The following is a 15,404-nucleotide window of genomic DNA, read 5'->3' as shown; positions in this document are numbered from 1 at the left end:
GTCCGTCATCCTTTTCCTGTCGCTGGCGTCCGCCGCTCCGTGCCTGGTTCGAAAATTGCTGTCCTTGCGCTGTTGCACAGGTGTTCCCGTTATTTCCACCTGCTTGACCAACCTCTAAGGATTCCCTTCGATGAAAAAAGCCTGGTTGACACTCTCCGCCCTGGTCCTGATGGCCAGCGCCGGCGCCCTGCAAGCCAAGGAGTGGAAAGAAATCCGCTTCGCCACCGACCCTTCCTATGCCCCCTTCGAGTCCAAGGCCCCGGACGGTAGCCTGGTCGGCTTCGACATCGACCTGGGCAACGCCATCTGCGAGCACCTGAAAGTCAAGTGCGTGTGGATGCCCAACGACTTCGACGGGATGATTCCGGGCCTGAAAGCACGCAAGTTCGACGGCGTGATCTCCTCGATGACCGTCACCGAAGCGCGCAAGAAGGAAATCGACTTCACCGAGAAACTTTTCACCGGCCCTTCGGCGATGATCAGCAAGAAAGGTTCGGGGCTCGAAGCCACCGCCGACTCGCTCAAGGGCAAGACCGTGGGCGTCGAGCAGGGCACCATCCAGGAAACCTTCGCCAAGACCAAGCTGGAGCCGGCCGGGGTCAACGTGCAGAGCTACCAGAACCAGGATCAGGTCTACTCCGACCTGGTGTCCGGCCGCCTGGACGCCTCGCTGCAGGACCTGCTGCAGGCCGAGCAGGGCTTCCTCAAGACCGACCAGGGCAAGGGCTTCGAGATCAGCAAGCCGGTGCATGACCCGCTGATGCCGGCGGACATCGCCATCGGCGTGCGCAAGGGCAACAACGAACTGCGCGAGATGCTCAACAAGGGCATCAAGGCCATCCACGCCGACGGCACCTACGACAAGTTGCAGAAGAAATACTTCGGCGACCTCGACATCTACAACGACTGATCGGCCCTGAGCGCGCCCGCCCCCGCCGACCGGGGCGGGCCCGTCACGGCAGCGGCGGCATCACGGGAGCGCTCAGCGCATGCTCCAGGCATTCCTCGAAAGCATCAGCCTCAAGGGCTACGGGGCCATCCTGCTGGACGGCACCTGGATGACCATCAAGTTGTCGATCTGCTCACTGCTGCTGTCCGTCCTGCTCGGCCTGATCGGCGCCAGCGCCAAGCTCTCCGGCTCCAGACTCCTGCGTTTCCCGGCGACCCTCTACACCACGCTGATCCGCGGCGTCCCCGACCTGGTGCTGATGCTGCTGATCTTCTACAGCCTGCAGACCTGGCTGGCCGACCTCACCGACTACATGGAATGGGAATACATCGAGATCGACCCGTTCAGCGCCGGGGTGATCACCCTCGGCTTCATCTACGGCGCCTACTTCACCGAAACCTTCCGTGGCGCCATCCTCGCGGTGCCGCGCGGCCAGCTGGAAGCGGCCAGCGCCTATGGCCTGAGCCGGGCGCAGCGCTTCCGTTTCGTGCTCTTCCCGCAGCTGATGCGCTTCGCCCTGCCGGGGCTGGGCAACAACTGGATGGTGCTGATCAAGTCCACCGCGCTGGTCTCCATCATCGGCCTGTCCGACGTGGTCCGCGCCGCGCAGGATGCCGGCAAGAGCAGCTACCGGCTGTTCTTCTTCCTGATCGTGGCCGCACTGATCTACCTGGTCTTCACCACCCTCTCCAACTTCGTGCTCAACGCCCTTGAGCGCCGTTATGCCATCGGCGTGCGCGAGGCCCTGCGATGATCGAATTGCTGCAGCAGTACGGAAAAGCCTTCCTCTGGACCGACGGCTACCACATCACCGGCCTGGCCATGACGCTCTGGCTGCTGGTGGTCTCCATCGCGTTCGGCTTCACCTTCGCCATTCCCCTGTCCATCGCCCGCGTCTCACGCAAGCCGCTGGTGCGCTGGCCGGTGCAGTTCTACACCTACATATTCCGCGGCACGCCGCTGTATATCCAGTTGCTGGTCTGCTACACCGGCATCTACAGCCTGGCGGCGGTCCGCGAGCAACCGATACTCGACGCCTTCTTCCGCAACGGCCTGAACTGCACCCTGCTGGCCTTCGCCCTGAACACCTGCGCCTACACCACGGAGATCTTCGCCGGCGCCATCCGCAACATCGCCCACGGCGAAGTCGAGGCCGCGCACGCTTACGGCCTGAGCGGCTGGCGACTGTACCGCTACGTGATCATGCCCTCGGCGCTGCGCCGCGCGCTGCCGTACTACAGCAACGAAGTGATCCTCATGCTGCACTCCACCACCGTGGCCTTCACCGCCACCGTGCCGGACCTGATGAAGATCGCCCGCGACGCCAACGCCGCGACCTTCCTGTCCTTCCAGTCCTTCGGCATCGCCGCGATGCTCTACCTGGTGACCTCCTTCACCCTGGTCGGGCTGTTCCGCCTGGCCGAGCGACGCTGGCTGGCCTTCCTCGGCCCCAGCCATGGCTGAATCGCACCCTGCCCTACGCCACTCCCGTAATGCATTCCTGAGGCCCGCATGACCACACTGAAGATCGAGTCCCTGCACAAGCGCTACGGCGACAACGAGGTGCTCAAGGGCGTATCCCTGGAGACCAGGACCGGCGACGTGGTGAGCATGATCGGCGCCAGCGGCTCGGGCAAAAGCACCTTCCTGCGCTGCATCAACTTCCTCGAACAGCCCGACGAGGGCCGGATGATCCTCGACGGCGAGGAAGTGAAGATGCTGCCGGGTCCCGGCGGCATGCGCGTGGCCGACCCGGCGCAACTGCAGCGCATCCGCACGCGCCTGGCGATGGTGTTCCAGCACTTCAACCTGTGGAGCCACATGACCGTGCTGGAGAACGTCACCCTGGCGCCGCGCCGAGTGCTGGGCGTGGAGCGTGCGGAAGCCGAGGACCGCGCCCGCAGCTACCTGAGCAAGGTCGGCCTGCCGGCGCAGGTCATCGACAAGTACCCGGCCTTCCTCTCCGGCGGCCAGCAGCAGCGCGTGGCCATCGCCCGCGCGCTGGCGATGGAGCCGGAAATCATGCTGTTCGACGAGCCCACCTCGGCGCTCGACCCGGAACTGGTCGGCGAGGTGCTCAAGGTCATCAAGGCGTTGGCCGAAGAAGGCCGCACCATGATCCTGGTGACTCACGAGATGGCCTTCGCCCGCGAGGTATCCAGCCAGGTGCTGTTCCTCCACCAGGGCCGCGTCGAGGAACAGGGCCCGCCGCAGGAAGTGCTGGGCAAGCCGAAGAGCGAGCGGCTGCGGCAGTTCCTCAGTGGCAACCTGAAATAACCACCCTCTTCCGCTGGGCGGCTTTTCGTAGGAGCGAGCTTGCTCGCGAACAAGGCCCGCTGCGAAGCCGTTCGCGAGCAAGCTCGCTCCTACAAATGCTCAGGTCCGTAGGATGGCGTGGAGCGAAGCGATACCCATCACAGCGGAGCAGTACGAGCTTGCGCCTGCCGGTCCAACTCCTGCGGTTTCGACCGGCAATAAAAAACCGGGCCAATGCCCGGTTTTTCGTTCATAGCGGAAAGATCAGGCCTTCGGCAGGGTCACGCCCATCTGGCCCTGGTACTTGCCGCCACGGTCCTTGTACGACACTTCGCACGCCTCGTCCGACTGCAGGAACAGCATCTGCGCCACGCCTTCGTGGGCGTAGATCTTCGCCGGCAGGTTGGTGGTGTTGGAGAATTCCAGGGTCACGTGGCCTTCCCACTCGGGTTCCAGCGGGGTCACGTTGACGATGATGCCGCAGCGCGCGTAGGTGCTCTTGCCCAGGCAGATGGTCAGCACGTCGCGCGGGATGCGGAAGTACTCGACGGTGCGGGCCAGGGCGAAGGAGTTCGGCGGGATGATGCAGACGTCGCTGTTGATGTCCACGAAGCTCTTCTCGTCGAAGTTCTTCGGATCGACCACGGCCGAGTGGATGTTGGTGAACACCTTGAATTCGGCGGCGCAGCGCACGTCGTAGCCGTAGCTGGAGACACCATAGGAGATGACCCGGCTGTCGTCGGCACCACGGATCTGGCGCTCGACGAACGGCTCGATCATGCCGTGCTCCAGAGCCATGCGGCGAATCCACTTGTCCGATTTGATGCTCATGGCGGGCGTCCCGTAGCTGCTGAAAAAAAGAAACGCGAATCTTACCGGCAGGCGCGCCGCCCGGCAAAGGGGCGCGCCGGGCGGTGGGGTGTCGCTCCCGAAAACGCCGGTCAGTCGTCGCTGATCGAGATGCTCGGCATGTCCGGCGCGGCCTTCTCGCTCAGGGCGATGCGGGCGCCGACGCAGCGGGCCATTTCCTGGTAGATCATCGCCAGTTGGCTTTCCGGATCGGCGATCACCGTGGGCTTGCCACCGTCGGCCTGCATGCGGATGGCCATGGACAGCGGCAGCGACGCCAGCAACTCGACGCCATACTGCGCCGCCAGCTTCTCGCCGCCGCCTTCGCCGAACAGGTGCTCGGCATGGCCGCAGTTGGAGCAGATGTGCACGGCCATGTTCTCGACCACGCCCAGCACCGGGATGTTGACCTTGCGGAACATCTCCACGCCCTTCTTCGCGTCGAGCAGGGCCAGGTCCTGCGGCGTGGTGACGATTACCGAACCGGCCACCGGCACCTTCTGCGCCAGGGTCAGCTGGATGTCGCCGGTACCCGGCGGCATGTCGATGACCAGGTAGTCCAGGTCGTTCCAGGCAGTCTGGGTGATCAGCTGGATCAGCGCGCCGGAAACCATCGGGCCGCGCCAGACCACCGGAGTGTTGTCGTCGGTGAGGAAGGCCATGGACATGACTTCCACACCGTGGGATTCCAGCGGAATGAACCACTTCTGGTCGCGGATCTTCGGCCGGGTGCCCTCGGGAATGCCGAACATGATGCCCTGGCTCGGGCCATAGATGTCGGCGTCGAGGATGCCGACCTTGGCGCCTTCGCGGGCCAGCGCCAGCGCGAGGTTGGCGGCGGTGGTGGACTTGCCCACGCCGCCCTTGCCGGAGGCCACGGCGATGATGTTCTTCACGTTGCTCATGCCCGGTACCTGGGCCTGGGCCTTGTGCGCGGCGATGTGGGTTTCCACCTTCACCTGTGCGGAATCGACGCCGTCCAGGGCTTCCAGGGCCAGTTGCACGGTCTGCGCCAGGCCGTTCTTGAACAGGCCCGCCGCGTAGCCCAGCTCCAGGGTCAGCGCGATGCGCCCGCCCTGGATGTCCAGCTCGCGCAGGTAGCCGGCGTCCAGCAGGTTCTGGCCGGTGTGGGGGTCGTTGATCTGGCGGAGAACGCTCTCCACCGTGGCACGGGTAACGGAGCTCATGGGTACTCCCGATGAAAGACTGAGCAGAATAGGCGGGCATATTACGCCTCTCGTGGCGCCCTTGCTCGCGATCATCGGTCGCATGAACGCCTCGGGCTTACTCCCAGGCGGCACACGGGTGAAAAATCAGCCACGTCCCTATATAGTTGCCGACTTCCCTCGTTTTTCCGTCACGGCCGATCATCATGTCCGAAGCCCGCAAGATTCTCGTCACCAGCGCCCTGCCCTACGCCAACGGCTCGATCCACCTGGGTCACATGCTGGAGTACATCCAGACCGACATCTGGGTGCGCTTCCAGAAGATGCGTGGCAACCAGGCGGTGTACGTGTGCGCGGACGACGCCCACGGCTCGGCGATCATGCTGCGCGCCGAGCGCGAAGGCATCACCTCCGAGCAGCTGATCGACGGCGTGCGCGCCGAGCACATGGCCGACTTCGCCGAGTTCCTGGTGGACTTCGACAACTACCACTCGACCCACTCGGAAGAGAACCGCGAGCTGTCCTCGGCCATCTACGTCAAGCTGCGCGAAGCCGGCCACATCGCCACCCGCCCGGTGACCCAGTACTTCGACCCGGAAAAGCAGATGTTCCTGGCCGACCGCTTCATCAAGGGCACCTGCCCGAAGTGCGGCACCGCCGACCAGTACGGCGACAACTGCGAAGCCTGCGGCGCGACCTACTCGCCCACCGAGCTGAAAGACCCGAAGTCGGCCATCTCCGGCGCCACCCCGGTGCTCAAGGAATCGCTGCACTACTTCTTCAAGCTGCCTGACTTCCAGGCCATGCTGCAGGAATGGACCCGCAGCGGCACCCTGCAGGACTCGGTGGCCAACAAGATCGCCGAATGGCTGGATTCCGGCCTGCAGGAGTGGGACATCTCCCGCGATGCGCCCTACTTCGGCTTCGAGATTCCCGACGCACCGGGCAAGTACTTCTACGTCTGGCTGGACGCGCCGATCGGCTACATGGCCAGCTTCAAGAACCTCTGCGCACGTCGCCCGGAACTGGACTTCGACGCCTACTGGCAGCAGGGCTCCGACGCCGAGCTGTACCACTTCATCGGCAAGGACATCGTCAACTTCCACGCGCTGTTCTGGCCCGCCATGCTCGAAGGCGCCGGCTACCGCAAGCCGACCGCGGTGAACGTGCACGGCTACCTGACCGTCAACGGCCAGAAGATGTCCAAGTCGCGCGGCACCTTCGTCAAGGCGCGCACCTACCTGGACCACCTGGACCCGGAATACCTGCGCTACTACTACGCCTCCAAGCTGGGCCGCGGCGTGGACGACCTCGACCTGAACCTCGAAGACTTCGTGCAGAAGGTCAACTCCGACCTGGTCGGCAAGGTGGTCAACATCGCCAGCCGTTGCGCCGGCTTCATCCACAAGGGCAACAACGGCCTGCTGGTGGACGCCAACCCGGCACCGGAGCTGGTCGAAGCCTTCCGCAGCGCCGCGCCGAGCATCGCCGCCGCCTATGAAGCCCGCGACTTCGGCCGCGCCATGCGCGAAATCATGGCCCTGGCCGACCAGGCCAACGCCTGGATCGCCGACAAGGCGCCCTGGTCGCTGAACAAGCAGGAAGGCAAGCAGGACGAAGTGCAGGCCATTTGCGCCCTGGGCGTGAACCTGTTCCGCCAGCTGGTGATCTTCCTGAAGCCCGTGCTGCCGAAGCTGGCCGAAGCCGCCGAAGCCTTCCTCAACGTCGCCCCGCTGAAGTGGGCCGACCACGAGCAACTGCTGGCCAACCACCCGCTGAACCCGTTCAACCCGCTGATGACCCGTATCGAGCCCGCGAAAATCGAAGCCATGATCGAAGCCTCCAAGGAAGACCTCGCCGCCGCCAACCAGCCCAAGGGCAATGGCGAACTGACCAAGGACCCGCTGGCCGCGGAGATCAACTTCGACGCGTTCGCCGCCGTCGACCTGCGCATCGCGCTGATCGAGAAGTGCGAATTCGTCGAGGGAGCCGACAAGCTGCTGCGCCTGTCCCTGGACATCGGCGACGAGAAACGCAACGTGTTCTCCGGCATCAAGAGCGCCTACCCGGACCCGAGCAAGCTCGAAGGCCGCCTGACCCTGTACGTGGCCAACCTGGCCCCGCGCAAGATGAAGTTCGGCATCTCCGAAGGCATGGTCCTGGCCGCAGGCCCCGGCGGTGAAGAGATCTACCTGCTCAGCCCCGACAGCGGCGCCAAGCCGGGCCAGCGCGTCAAGTAACGCCAGAGCCTCCATGAAAACGCCGGCAAATTGCCGGCGTTTTCATCTGCGACAGCATCACAGGGGGCGGCTCAACGCCGCCGGCATGGCCTACTGGGCGTCTTCGCAGTCCCCGTCTCCGCCGCCCATGTGCTCGAAGCCTTCCAGATAGAGGCAGGAGCTGTCCTCGGCACAGTCCTGCAGCGAAGCGTTGCTCAGGTTTTCCCGCGAGGTGGGTTCCTCCAGGTTCACCTCCGGGAAGATATCGGCCACCTCATCCGCGGTCATGATCCTGTCGAAGGTGACGTTGACCGATTGCAGGCGACCGTACTCCCAGTCCAGATCCACCGCCGCGATGCTCGGATTGAGCTGGCGCACCAGCGCTTCGGGCAACTGCGGGCCGGCGTAGCTGAGGTCCGTGTCATGGCAGGCGTCGCCCCAGTTGCTCAGCGTCTTGCTGGTCGCGCAGCTGAATTGCGCATCGACGTGGCCGGTGCGCTGCTCCAGTTGGCAGGCGAAGTCGGCGACGCTCATGCGTGGCCAACTGACCAGGTCGGAGGTGGTGAAGGGAGCGGCCGCAACGAGGCCGCTGGAGAGCAACAGGCAGAGGGCGATGAAGCGTCTGGGCATGCGGACTTCCGTAAGAGGCACCAACAGGATTCGGCAACCGCAGATATTCCTCCCGCCGGCCCCGGCACCGCAACCGGTTTGCGGAGCATGGCGATTGCTCCTCCAACCCCATGCGCATAATCTATGCGCATCCGCCGTGGAGGTGCCCATGCACACGACCTACGATCCTCAAGCACCGAAGAAAGCCACCAACCTGAGCCTCAACAGCGACCTGCTGAAACAGGCCCGCGAGCTGGACGTGAACCTCTCGGCGGTGCTGGAGGAAGCACTGGCCGATGTGGTCAAGGAACGCCTGAGCCAACGCTGGCTGGAACAGAACCGCGCGGCGATCGAAGCCTACAATCAACATGTCGAGGAAGCCGGCGTGTTCAGCGATGGCCTGCGGAGCTTCTGATGAAGCAGTTCGACCTGTACCGCAATGCCAACCCGCGCACCCAGGCGGAGATTCCGCTGCTGCTGGACGTGCAGAGCGACCTGCTGACCTCGCTGAATACGCGCATGGTGATCCCGCTGAGCCGTGGCAAAGGGCTGGCCGGCATCAACCGGCTGATGCCGGAAGTCACGGTCGGCGATGAGACGCTCCTGCTGCTCACCCCGCAGATGGCCGGCATTGCCCGCCGCGAACTGGGCGAGCCGGTGGGCAGCCTGGCACACCACAGCAAAGACATCATCGCCGCCATCGACCTGCTGATCAGCGGAATCTGAGCATGAACCACCGCCGCCTACGCCGGACCACCGGAGCCTTGTCATGACCGAACTCGCCCTGATCCTGGTCAGCGCCATCCTGGTCAACAACTTCGTGCTGGTGCAGTTCCTCGGCCTGTGCCCCTTCATGGGCGTGTCGCGCAAGATCGAGACCGCCATCGGACTGTCCCTGGCCACCACCTTCGTCCTTACCCTCGCCTCGGTGTGCAGCTACATCCTGCAACGCTACGTGCTGCAGCCGCTGGACCTGGAATTCCTGCGCACCATCGGCTTCATTCTGGTGATCGCCGTGGTGGTGCAGTTCACCGAGTTGCTGGTGAAGAAGAGCAGTCCGCTGCTGTACCGCGTGCTGGGCATCTTCCTGCCGCTGATCACCACCAACTGCATCGTCCTGGGCGTCGCGCTGCTCAACGCCAACAAGCCCGAATACGGCTTCCTGCAATCCACCTTCCAAGGCTTCGGCGCGGGGCTCGGCTTCTCCCTGGTGCTGGTGCTGTTCGCCGCCCTGCGCGAGCGCATCGCCATCGCCGATGTGCCCAAGCCGTTCCAGGGCGCCGCCATCGGCATGATCACCGCCGGGCTGATGTCCCTGGCCTTCATGGGCTTCACCGGATTGCTCAAGCCATGAGCGCGGTGCTGCTCGCCGTTGCCGTCGTCGCCCTGCTCTGCCTCGCCAGCGGGGCGCTGCTGGGCTATGCCGCCGTGCGCCTGCAGGTGGAAGGCGACCCGGTGGCCGAACAGATCAATGCCCTGCTGCCACAGACCCAGTGCGGCCAGTGCGGCTACGCCGGCTGCAAACCCTACGCCCAGGCCATCGCCGATGGCGACGCGATCAACAAGTGTCCGCCCGGCGGCGCCGCCACCATCGCCGCCCTCGCCGACCTGCTGGACATCGAGCCGCAACCGCTGGACGCCGCTGCGGAAACCCCGCCGCGCGTGGCCTACATCCGCGAGGCCGAGTGCATCGGCTGCACCAAGTGCATCCGCGCCTGCCCGGTGGACGCCATCGTCGGCGCGGCCAAGCTGATGCACACGGTGATCGTCGACGAATGCACCGGCTGCGACCTGTGCCTGGAACCCTGCCCGGTGGACTGCATCGAGATGCGCGAGCTGCCGGTGCGCGTCAGCGACTGGAAATGGCCGCTGCCGGACACCCGGCTGATCGCCAGCGACCGGGAGCGGGCGGCATGACGGCGCAGGTCTGGAGCTTCCCCGGCGGCATCCATCCGCCGGAGAACAAGCAGCAGTCCACGGCAACGCCGATCCAGCAGCCGCCGCTGCCGCGCCGGCTGGTGCTGCCGTTGCAGCAACACATCGGCGAGCCCGCCCTGCCTTGCGTCGAAGTCGGCCAGCGGGTGCTCAAGGGGCAACGCATCGCCGAGCCGGGCAGCGCCATCAGCGCCGCGCTGCACGCGCCGACGTCCGGCACCGTGGTGGCGCTGGGTGAACAACCCTACCCCCACGCCTCCGGGCTGACGGCGCCAGCCATCGTCATCGACAGCGACGGCCAGGAGGAATGGGCAACACTCGATGCCTGTTCCGACTATGCGTCCCGCTCCGCGGTCGAACTGCTGGAACGCATCCGCCACGCCGGCATTGCCGGGCTCGGCGGCGCCGGCTTCCCCACCGCTGCCAAGCTGGCCACGCGCCCGCAGGATGACCTGCACACCCTGGTCATCAACGGCGCCGAGTGCGAGCCCTACATCAGCGCCGACGACCTGCTGATGCGCGAACGCGCAGCGGAGCTGGTGCAGGGCATCGACATCCTCCTGCACATCCTGCAGCCGGAGCAGGTGCTGATCGGCATCGAGGACAACAAACCCGAGGCGCTAGCTGCCGTGCAGGCCGCGATTGGCGAACGGACCATCACGCTACGGGCAATCCCGACCAAGTACCCTTCCGGCGGCGAGCGCCAGCTGATCCAGATTCTCACCGGCCGCGAAGTGCCCGCCGGCGGGCTGCCGGCGGATATCGGCATGCTCTGCGTGAACGTCGGCACCGCCGTGGCCGTGGCCAATGCCGTGCTGCGCGGACGGCCGCTGATCTCGCGCATCACCACGCTGACCGGCGCGGCCCTGGCGCGACCGTGCAACGTCGAGGCGCTGCTCGGCACGCCGGTGGGCGAGCTGCTGGATTTCGCCGGCCTCGACCGATCGAAGCTGGACCGCCTGATCCTCGGCGGGCCGCTGATGGGCGTCAGCCTGCCGTCGCTGGACGTGCCGCTGATCAAGACCGGCAACTGCCTGCTGGCCGCCAGCAGCGAGGAACTGCCGCCCGCACCGCCGGCCATGCCCTGCATCCGTTGCGGCGACTGCGCGCAGGTCTGCCCTGCCAGCCTGCTGCCGCAGCAGCTGCACTACTTCGCCCTCGGCGCGGAGCACGAGCAGTTGCAGGCGCATAACCTGTTCGACTGCATCGAGTGCGGCGCCTGCGCCTACGTCTGTCCGTCGAGCATCCCGCTGGTGCAGTACTACCGCGCGGCCAAGGCCGATATCCGTGAGCTGCAGCAACGCCAGCTGAAGGCCGAACAATCGCGCCTGCGCTTCGAACAGCGCCAGGACCGCCTGCGCCGCGAGGAAGAACAGCGCGCCGCCGAACGCCTGGCCCGCCAGGAGCGCGCCGCGCGCGTACAGGAAGATGAGGCCAGTCCCGAGCCGCCCGCCCCCGCCGCGCAATCGATCATCGAGCGGGTGAAATCCGAGAAGGCCGTGGGCAATGCGCCGGACCAGCTCAAGCGGCTGAAGATCGAGGCGAGCATGGCCCAGGTCGCGCTGAAGAAGGCCGAGAAGCAACTGGCTGCCCACGACACCGAACAACTGCGCGCCCAGGTCACCGAACTGCGCAGCGCCGCCGAGCAGGCCAAGGCAGCACTGGCTGCCGCTGAAGCAAGTGCCGCACCGGCCCCCGCTCCGGCAGCAGTCGATAACGAAGCCGCGCTGAAGAAAGCCAAGATCGACGCTGCCATGGCCCGTGCCCAGCTGAAGAAATCCGAGAAGGCCTTCGGCGAGTCGCCCACGGACGAACAGCGCGCCACCCTCGCCGCCCTGCGCGAGGACGTCGAGCGCATCGAGCAACGCCTGAGCGGGCTGCAATCCGCCGCCGCACCGGCCCCGCAAGCCAGCGAGCCCACTGACGGCGTACTCGCCTTGCGCCACGCCAAGCAGCATTACGTGGCCCAGCGCGATGCCCTGCGTAATGCCGAGCGCGACGGCGCCTCGGACGAGGAACTGGCCTCGGTGCGCCAGACACTGGCCGCCGCCGAACAGGCCCTGCATGCTGCGGAAGACGCCAGCGGCAAGGCGCCGCCGGAACTGGTACGTACCGACAAGCGCCCGGTCAGCCCTGCCCTGCGCGCCGCCAAGACCGAACTGGCCTACGCCCGCGCCGACCTGAAGAAACTCGAACGCGAAGGCGCCGGCGACGATGCCCTGACCACCGCCCGCGCCCGTCTGCTAGCGGCCGAACGCGCCGTGGCCGATGCCAGCGGTGAGGAACCCCGATGAAGCTGCCCCGAATCACCTCGCCCCACGCCACCGGCAGCAACCGCACGCAGAAGGTCATGCTGACTCTGCTGGCCGCCTGCGCCCCCGGCGCCCTGGTGCTGATCGGCCTGTACGGCGTCGGCACGCTGTTCAACCTGCTCTGGTGCAGCCTGATCGCGCTGGCCACCGAGGCGGCGATGCTCCGGCTGCGCAAGCGCCCGATCGAGTTCTTCCTCCGCGACGGCAGTGCCCTGGTCACCGCCGTGTTGCTCGCCCTCGCCCTGCCACCCTATGCGCCCTGGTGGCTGAGCCTGATCGCCACGGTGTTCGCCCTGGTGTTCGGCAAGCACCTGTATGGCGGGCTGGGGCAGAACCCGTTCAACCCGGCGATGGTCGGCTACGTGGTGGTGCTGGTGTCCTTCCCGCTGCAGATGAGCCAGTGGCCGGCGCCGGACAGCGCACCGGGATTCGGCGAAGGGTTGCGGCATATCTTCGGCCTTGCCAGCCAGGCGCCGGACGCCTGGGTCGGCGCCACCGTGCTGGACGTGGTACGCAACAACAACAGCCTGACCATGGACGAACTGACGACACAATCCAGCGCCTTCGGCCACATCGGCGGGCGCGGCGTCGAGCTGGTCAACCTGGCGTTCCTGGCCGGCGGGCTGTTCCTGCTCTGGCGCAAGCTGTTCACCTGGCACGCGCCGGTGGGCATGCTCGGCGCGCTGTTCGTCATGGGCCTGCTGTTCTGGAACGGCTCGGGCTCCGACTCCCATGGCTCGCCGCTGCTGCACCTGTTCAGCGGCGCGACCATGCTCGGCGCCTTCTTCATCGTCACCGACCCGGTGTCCGGCGCCACCAGCAACCGTGGCCGCCTGGTGTTCGGCATCGGCGTCGGCGTGCTCACCTACGTGATCCGCGCCTGGGGCGGCTACCCGGACGGCGTGGCCTTCGCCGTGCTGCTGATGAACCTCGCCGCGCCGACCATCGACTACTACACCCGCCCGCGCACCTACGGGCACAAGAAGCCCGAGCGCGGCTTCAAGGTGGGTGACTGATGACCCGCTCGATGCTGAAGAACGCCCTGGTGCTCGGCCTGTTCGCCGTGGTCACGGTGGGCGTGGTGGCGCTGGTCCACCAGTTCACCGCGCAGCGTATCGACAACGCCCAGCGCGAGGCGCGCGGCCGCGCCCTGCTGGAGCTGCTGCCGGCAGGCAGTTACGACAACCACCCGCTGGACAGCCAGGTCGAAGCCTTCGATCCCAAGCTGCTCGGCCGCAACGAGCCGGCGCCGGCCTTCGTCGCCCGCCGTCAGGGCCAGGCCACCGCGGTGATCCTCCAGGCCACCGCACCGGACGGCTACAGCGGCTCGATCCAACTGCTGGTGGGCGTCACCGCCGAAGGCCGGCTGCTTGGCGTGCGCGTCGTGGCGCACAAGGAAACCCCAGGCCTGGGCGACAAGATCGAGTTGGGCAAGAGCGACTGGCTGCACGGCTTCGACGGCCACTCGCTGACCGATCCGGCCGAAGCCGGCTGGAAGGTGAAGAAGGATGGCGGCCAGTTCGACCAGTTCGCCGGCGCCACCGTCACCCCGCGCGCGGTGGTGAAGGCCACGCACAAGGCGCTGCAATACTTCGACGCGCACAAGGCCGAGCTGCTCGCCCCCGCCGCGCAACCGGCCGCAGGAGACAGTCATGAGTGATCCCGGCTACCGCGAGCTGGCCCTGCAGGGCCTGTGGAAGAACAACCCGGGGCTGGTGCAGCTGCTCGGCCTGTGCCCGCTGCTGGGCACCAGCAACTCCATGGTCAACGCCCTCGGCCTCGGCCTTGCGACCATCTTCGTCCTGGCCTGCTCCAACGCGGCGGTGGCGCTGATCCGTGGCTCGGTCACCGAAGCCGTGCGCCTGCCGGCCTTCGTCCTGATCATCGCCGCGCTGACCACCTGCATCGAACTGCTGATGCAGGCCTGGACCTACGAGCTGTACCAGATCCTCGGCATCTTCATCCCGCTGATTACCACCAACTGCGTGATCCTCGGCCGCGCCGAAGCCTTCGCCTCGCGCCACAGTGTGGCGCGCTCGGCCTTCGACGGGCTGATGATGGGCACTGGATTCGCCCTGGTGCTGCTGGTGGTGGGCACAGTCCGCGAACTGCTCGGCCACGGCACCCTGCTGGCCGGCATGAACCTGCTGTTCGGCCCGGCGGCGGCAAGCTGGAAAATCCAGCTGTTCGCCGACTACCCGGGCTTCCTACTGGCCATCCTGCCGCCGGGTGCCTTCCTGGTGCTGGGCCTGCTGATCGCCCTCAAGAACCGTATCGATGAAAGCCTGGCGGAACGTGCCAAGGCGCAGGCGGGCGACGTACCCGCGACCGAGCGCCAACGTGTCCGCGTGACCGGAGTGATTGAATGAATGCCGCCAAGCGCGCGGAGATTTTCCGCCGACTCAAAGAAGACAATCCCAACCCCGAAACCGAACTGGCCTACAGCACGCCTTTCGAGCTCCTGATCGCGGTACTGCTCTCCGCCCAGGCCACCGACGTGGGAGTGAACAAGGCCACCGCCAAGCTCTACCCGGTGGCCAATACCCCGGAGGCGATCTATGCCCTCGGCGTGGAAGGCCTGTCGGAGTACATCAAGACCATCGGCCTGTACAACAGCAAGGCGAAGAACACCATCGAGACCTGCCGTATCCTCATCGAGAAACACGGCGGCCAGGTTCCGGAGAACCGCGAGGACCTCGAAGCCCTGCCGGGCGTGGGCCGCAAGACCGCCAACGTGGTGCTCAACACGGCATTCCGACAGCCGGCGATGGCCGTGGACACGCACATCTTCCGCGTCGCCAACCGTACGGGGATAGCGCCGGGCAAGAATGTGCTGGAGGTCGAGAGGAAGCTGCTGAAGTTCGTACCCAAGGAGTACCTGCTCGATGCCCACCACTGGCTGATCCTGCACGGGCGCTACGTCTGCAAGGCGCGCAAGCCACAGTGCGGCAGTTGCCGGATCGAAGACCTGTGCGAGTACAAGCACAAGACTTCGGACGATTGAGCGTTATGGGAAAATTCCTTCAGTCTGATTGAAAAAATCTTTTTTACGGTCCGGTCCTTTGTCGATATAAGGGGCGCCAACACACCCCGTGTTGTGGAGTGCACC

Annotated in this window: 17 protein-coding genes; 14 read left to right on the top strand and 3 right to left on the bottom strand. The window is 66.0% G+C overall.

Annotation, left to right across the window (positions count from 1 at the left end; translation table 11 throughout):
* The first annotated feature begins 130 nt into the window (after positions 1–130).
* The 4 genes from ACQ5BL_RS00865 (at position 131) to ACQ5BL_RS00850 (ending at position 3,226) form a co-directional block, all read left to right on the top strand.
* Positions 131–910, top strand: a complete 780-nt coding sequence (locus tag ACQ5BL_RS00865; RefSeq protein ID WP_207885181.1) for an ABC transporter substrate-binding protein — start codon at positions 131–133, stop codon at positions 908–910.
* 79 nt (positions 911–989) lie between these two features.
* Complete coding sequence (locus tag ACQ5BL_RS00860) at positions 990–1,703, top strand: ABC transporter permease (protein WP_243805929.1); 714 nt, start codon at positions 990–992, stop codon at positions 1,701–1,703.
* On the top strand, positions 1,700–2,413 hold the full coding sequence (locus ACQ5BL_RS00855) for an ABC transporter permease (protein WP_243805931.1): 714 nt from the start codon (positions 1,700–1,702) through the stop codon (positions 2,411–2,413). Before ACQ5BL_RS00860 ends, ACQ5BL_RS00855 begins: the two co-directional genes overlap by 4 nt.
* A gap of 48 nt (positions 2,414–2,461) precedes the next feature.
* Positions 2,462–3,226 (top strand): ABC transporter ATP-binding protein, encoded by a 765-nt coding sequence (locus ACQ5BL_RS00850; RefSeq protein ID WP_207885184.1) that lies wholly within the window; start codon positions 2,462–2,464, stop codon positions 3,224–3,226.
* Between the two features lie 243 nt (positions 3,227–3,469).
* Here the strand turns inward: ACQ5BL_RS00850 and dcd are convergent, their stop codons facing one another.
* Together dcd and apbC are read right to left on the bottom strand one after the other, a co-directional pair.
* The gene (gene dcd, locus ACQ5BL_RS00845; RefSeq protein ID WP_207885185.1) at positions 3,470–4,036 is read right to left on the bottom strand and encodes a dCTP deaminase; all 567 of its coding nucleotides are present in this window, start codon (positions 4,034–4,036) and stop codon (positions 3,470–3,472) included.
* A 110-nt stretch (positions 4,037–4,146) separates the two neighbouring features.
* A complete protein-coding gene (gene apbC / locus ACQ5BL_RS00840; RefSeq protein WP_243805933.1) occupies positions 4,147–5,241 on the bottom strand; it encodes an iron-sulfur cluster carrier protein ApbC in 1,095 nt (364 codons plus the stop codon).
* Between the two features lie 185 nt (positions 5,242–5,426).
* On the opposite strand from apbC, the gene metG reads away from it, so the two are divergent.
* Positions 5,427–7,460: a methionine--tRNA ligase gene (gene metG / locus ACQ5BL_RS00835; RefSeq protein ID WP_243805935.1), complete on the top strand. Its 2,034-nt coding sequence runs from the start codon at positions 5,427–5,429 to the stop codon at positions 7,458–7,460.
* 90 nt (positions 7,461–7,550) lie between these two features.
* On the opposite strand, the gene ACQ5BL_RS00830 is transcribed toward metG, so the two are convergent.
* Positions 7,551–8,069 (bottom strand): hypothetical protein, encoded by a 519-nt coding sequence (locus ACQ5BL_RS00830; RefSeq protein ID WP_243805937.1) that lies wholly within the window; start codon positions 8,067–8,069, stop codon positions 7,551–7,553.
* Positions 8,070–8,217: 148 nt separating this feature from the next.
* Between ACQ5BL_RS00830 and ACQ5BL_RS00825 the strand changes: the two genes are divergently transcribed.
* The 9 genes from ACQ5BL_RS00825 to nth are packed head-to-tail and all read left to right on the top strand — an operon-like array spanning position 8,218 to position 15,299.
* Entirely contained in the window at positions 8,218–8,463 is a 246-nt protein-coding gene (locus tag ACQ5BL_RS00825) for a type II toxin-antitoxin system CcdA family antitoxin (RefSeq protein WP_207885189.1), read from the top strand.
* Positions 8,463–8,774, top strand: coding sequence for a CcdB family protein (locus ACQ5BL_RS00820; RefSeq protein WP_243805939.1), 312 nt, complete (start codon positions 8,463–8,465; stop codon positions 8,772–8,774). Before ACQ5BL_RS00825 ends, ACQ5BL_RS00820 begins: the two co-directional genes overlap by 1 nt.
* A 43-nt stretch (positions 8,775–8,817) precedes the next feature.
* Positions 8,818–9,402 (top strand): electron transport complex subunit RsxA, encoded by a 585-nt coding sequence (gene rsxA, locus ACQ5BL_RS00815; protein ID WP_430292762.1) that lies wholly within the window; start codon positions 8,818–8,820, stop codon positions 9,400–9,402.
* Positions 9,399–9,965, top strand: coding sequence for an electron transport complex subunit RsxB (rsxB, locus tag ACQ5BL_RS00810; RefSeq protein ID WP_243805943.1), 567 nt, complete (start codon positions 9,399–9,401; stop codon positions 9,963–9,965). Before rsxA ends, rsxB begins: the two co-directional genes overlap by 4 nt.
* Positions 9,962–12,277, top strand: a complete 2,316-nt coding sequence (gene rsxC / locus ACQ5BL_RS00805) for an electron transport complex subunit RsxC (protein WP_243805944.1) — start codon at positions 9,962–9,964, stop codon at positions 12,275–12,277. The genes rsxB and rsxC overlap by 4 nt, the downstream gene beginning before the upstream one ends.
* The gene (locus tag ACQ5BL_RS00800) at positions 12,274–13,311 is read left to right on the top strand and encodes an RnfABCDGE type electron transport complex subunit D (protein WP_243805947.1); all 1,038 of its coding nucleotides are present in this window, start codon (positions 12,274–12,276) and stop codon (positions 13,309–13,311) included. Before rsxC ends, ACQ5BL_RS00800 begins: the two co-directional genes overlap by 4 nt.
* On the top strand, positions 13,311–13,955 hold the full coding sequence (gene rsxG / locus ACQ5BL_RS00795; protein WP_243805949.1) for an electron transport complex subunit RsxG: 645 nt from the start codon (positions 13,311–13,313) through the stop codon (positions 13,953–13,955). The genes ACQ5BL_RS00800 and rsxG overlap by 1 nt, the downstream gene beginning before the upstream one ends.
* Entirely contained in the window at positions 13,948–14,664 is a 717-nt protein-coding gene (locus ACQ5BL_RS00790; protein WP_243805952.1) for an electron transport complex subunit E, read from the top strand. The genes rsxG and ACQ5BL_RS00790 overlap by 8 nt, the downstream gene beginning before the upstream one ends.
* On the top strand, positions 14,661–15,299 hold the full coding sequence (gene nth / locus ACQ5BL_RS00785) for an endonuclease III (protein ID WP_243805954.1): 639 nt from the start codon (positions 14,661–14,663) through the stop codon (positions 15,297–15,299). The genes ACQ5BL_RS00790 and nth overlap by 4 nt, the downstream gene beginning before the upstream one ends.
* Positions 15,300–15,404: the final 105 nt, after the last annotated feature.

Source organism: Pseudomonas sp. B1-22, assembly GCF_050474425.1.
Lineage (GTDB): Bacteria > Pseudomonadota > Gammaproteobacteria > Pseudomonadales > Pseudomonadaceae > Pseudomonas.
This window is presented reverse-complemented; position numbering and strand designations above follow the sequence as displayed.

Bases quoted from the DNA above. Each gene is read 5' to 3' on its own strand.
- ACQ5BL_RS00825 (WP_207885189.1), top strand. From the start codon at position 8,218: ATGCACACGACCTACGATCCTCAAGCACCGAAGAAAGCCACCAACCTG.
- ACQ5BL_RS00790 (WP_243805952.1), top strand. From the start codon at position 13,948: ATGAGTGATCCCGGCTACCGCGAGCTGGCCCTGCAGGGCCTGTGGAAG.
- rsxA (WP_430292762.1), top strand. From the start codon at position 8,818: ATGACCGAACTCGCCCTGATCCTGGTCAGCGCCATCCTGGTCAACAAC.
- rsxB (WP_243805943.1), top strand. From the start codon at position 9,399: ATGAGCGCGGTGCTGCTCGCCGTTGCCGTCGTCGCCCTGCTCTGCCTC.
- rsxG (WP_243805949.1), top strand. From the start codon at position 13,311: ATGACCCGCTCGATGCTGAAGAACGCCCTGGTGCTCGGCCTGTTCGCC.
- ACQ5BL_RS00865 (WP_207885181.1), top strand. From the start codon at position 131: ATGAAAAAAGCCTGGTTGACACTCTCCGCCCTGGTCCTGATGGCCAGC.
- dcd (WP_207885185.1), bottom strand. From the start codon at position 4,036: ATGAGCATCAAATCGGACAAGTGGATTCGCCGCATGGCTCTGGAGCAC.
- ACQ5BL_RS00850 (WP_207885184.1), top strand. From the start codon at position 2,462: ATGACCACACTGAAGATCGAGTCCCTGCACAAGCGCTACGGCGACAAC.
- ACQ5BL_RS00830 (WP_243805937.1), bottom strand. From the start codon at position 8,069: ATGCCCAGACGCTTCATCGCCCTCTGCCTGTTGCTCTCCAGCGGCCTC.
- ACQ5BL_RS00800 (WP_243805947.1), top strand. From the start codon at position 12,274: ATGAAGCTGCCCCGAATCACCTCGCCCCACGCCACCGGCAGCAACCGC.
- apbC (WP_243805933.1), bottom strand. From the start codon at position 5,241: ATGAGCTCCGTTACCCGTGCCACGGTGGAGAGCGTTCTCCGCCAGATC.
- ACQ5BL_RS00820 (WP_243805939.1), top strand. From the start codon at position 8,463: ATGAAGCAGTTCGACCTGTACCGCAATGCCAACCCGCGCACCCAGGCG.
- nth (WP_243805954.1), top strand. From the start codon at position 14,661: ATGAATGCCGCCAAGCGCGCGGAGATTTTCCGCCGACTCAAAGAAGAC.
- metG (WP_243805935.1), top strand. From the start codon at position 5,427: ATGTCCGAAGCCCGCAAGATTCTCGTCACCAGCGCCCTGCCCTACGCC.
- rsxC (WP_243805944.1), top strand. From the start codon at position 9,962: ATGACGGCGCAGGTCTGGAGCTTCCCCGGCGGCATCCATCCGCCGGAG.
- ACQ5BL_RS00860 (WP_243805929.1), top strand. From the start codon at position 990: ATGCTCCAGGCATTCCTCGAAAGCATCAGCCTCAAGGGCTACGGGGCC.
- ACQ5BL_RS00855 (WP_243805931.1), top strand. From the start codon at position 1,700: ATGATCGAATTGCTGCAGCAGTACGGAAAAGCCTTCCTCTGGACCGAC.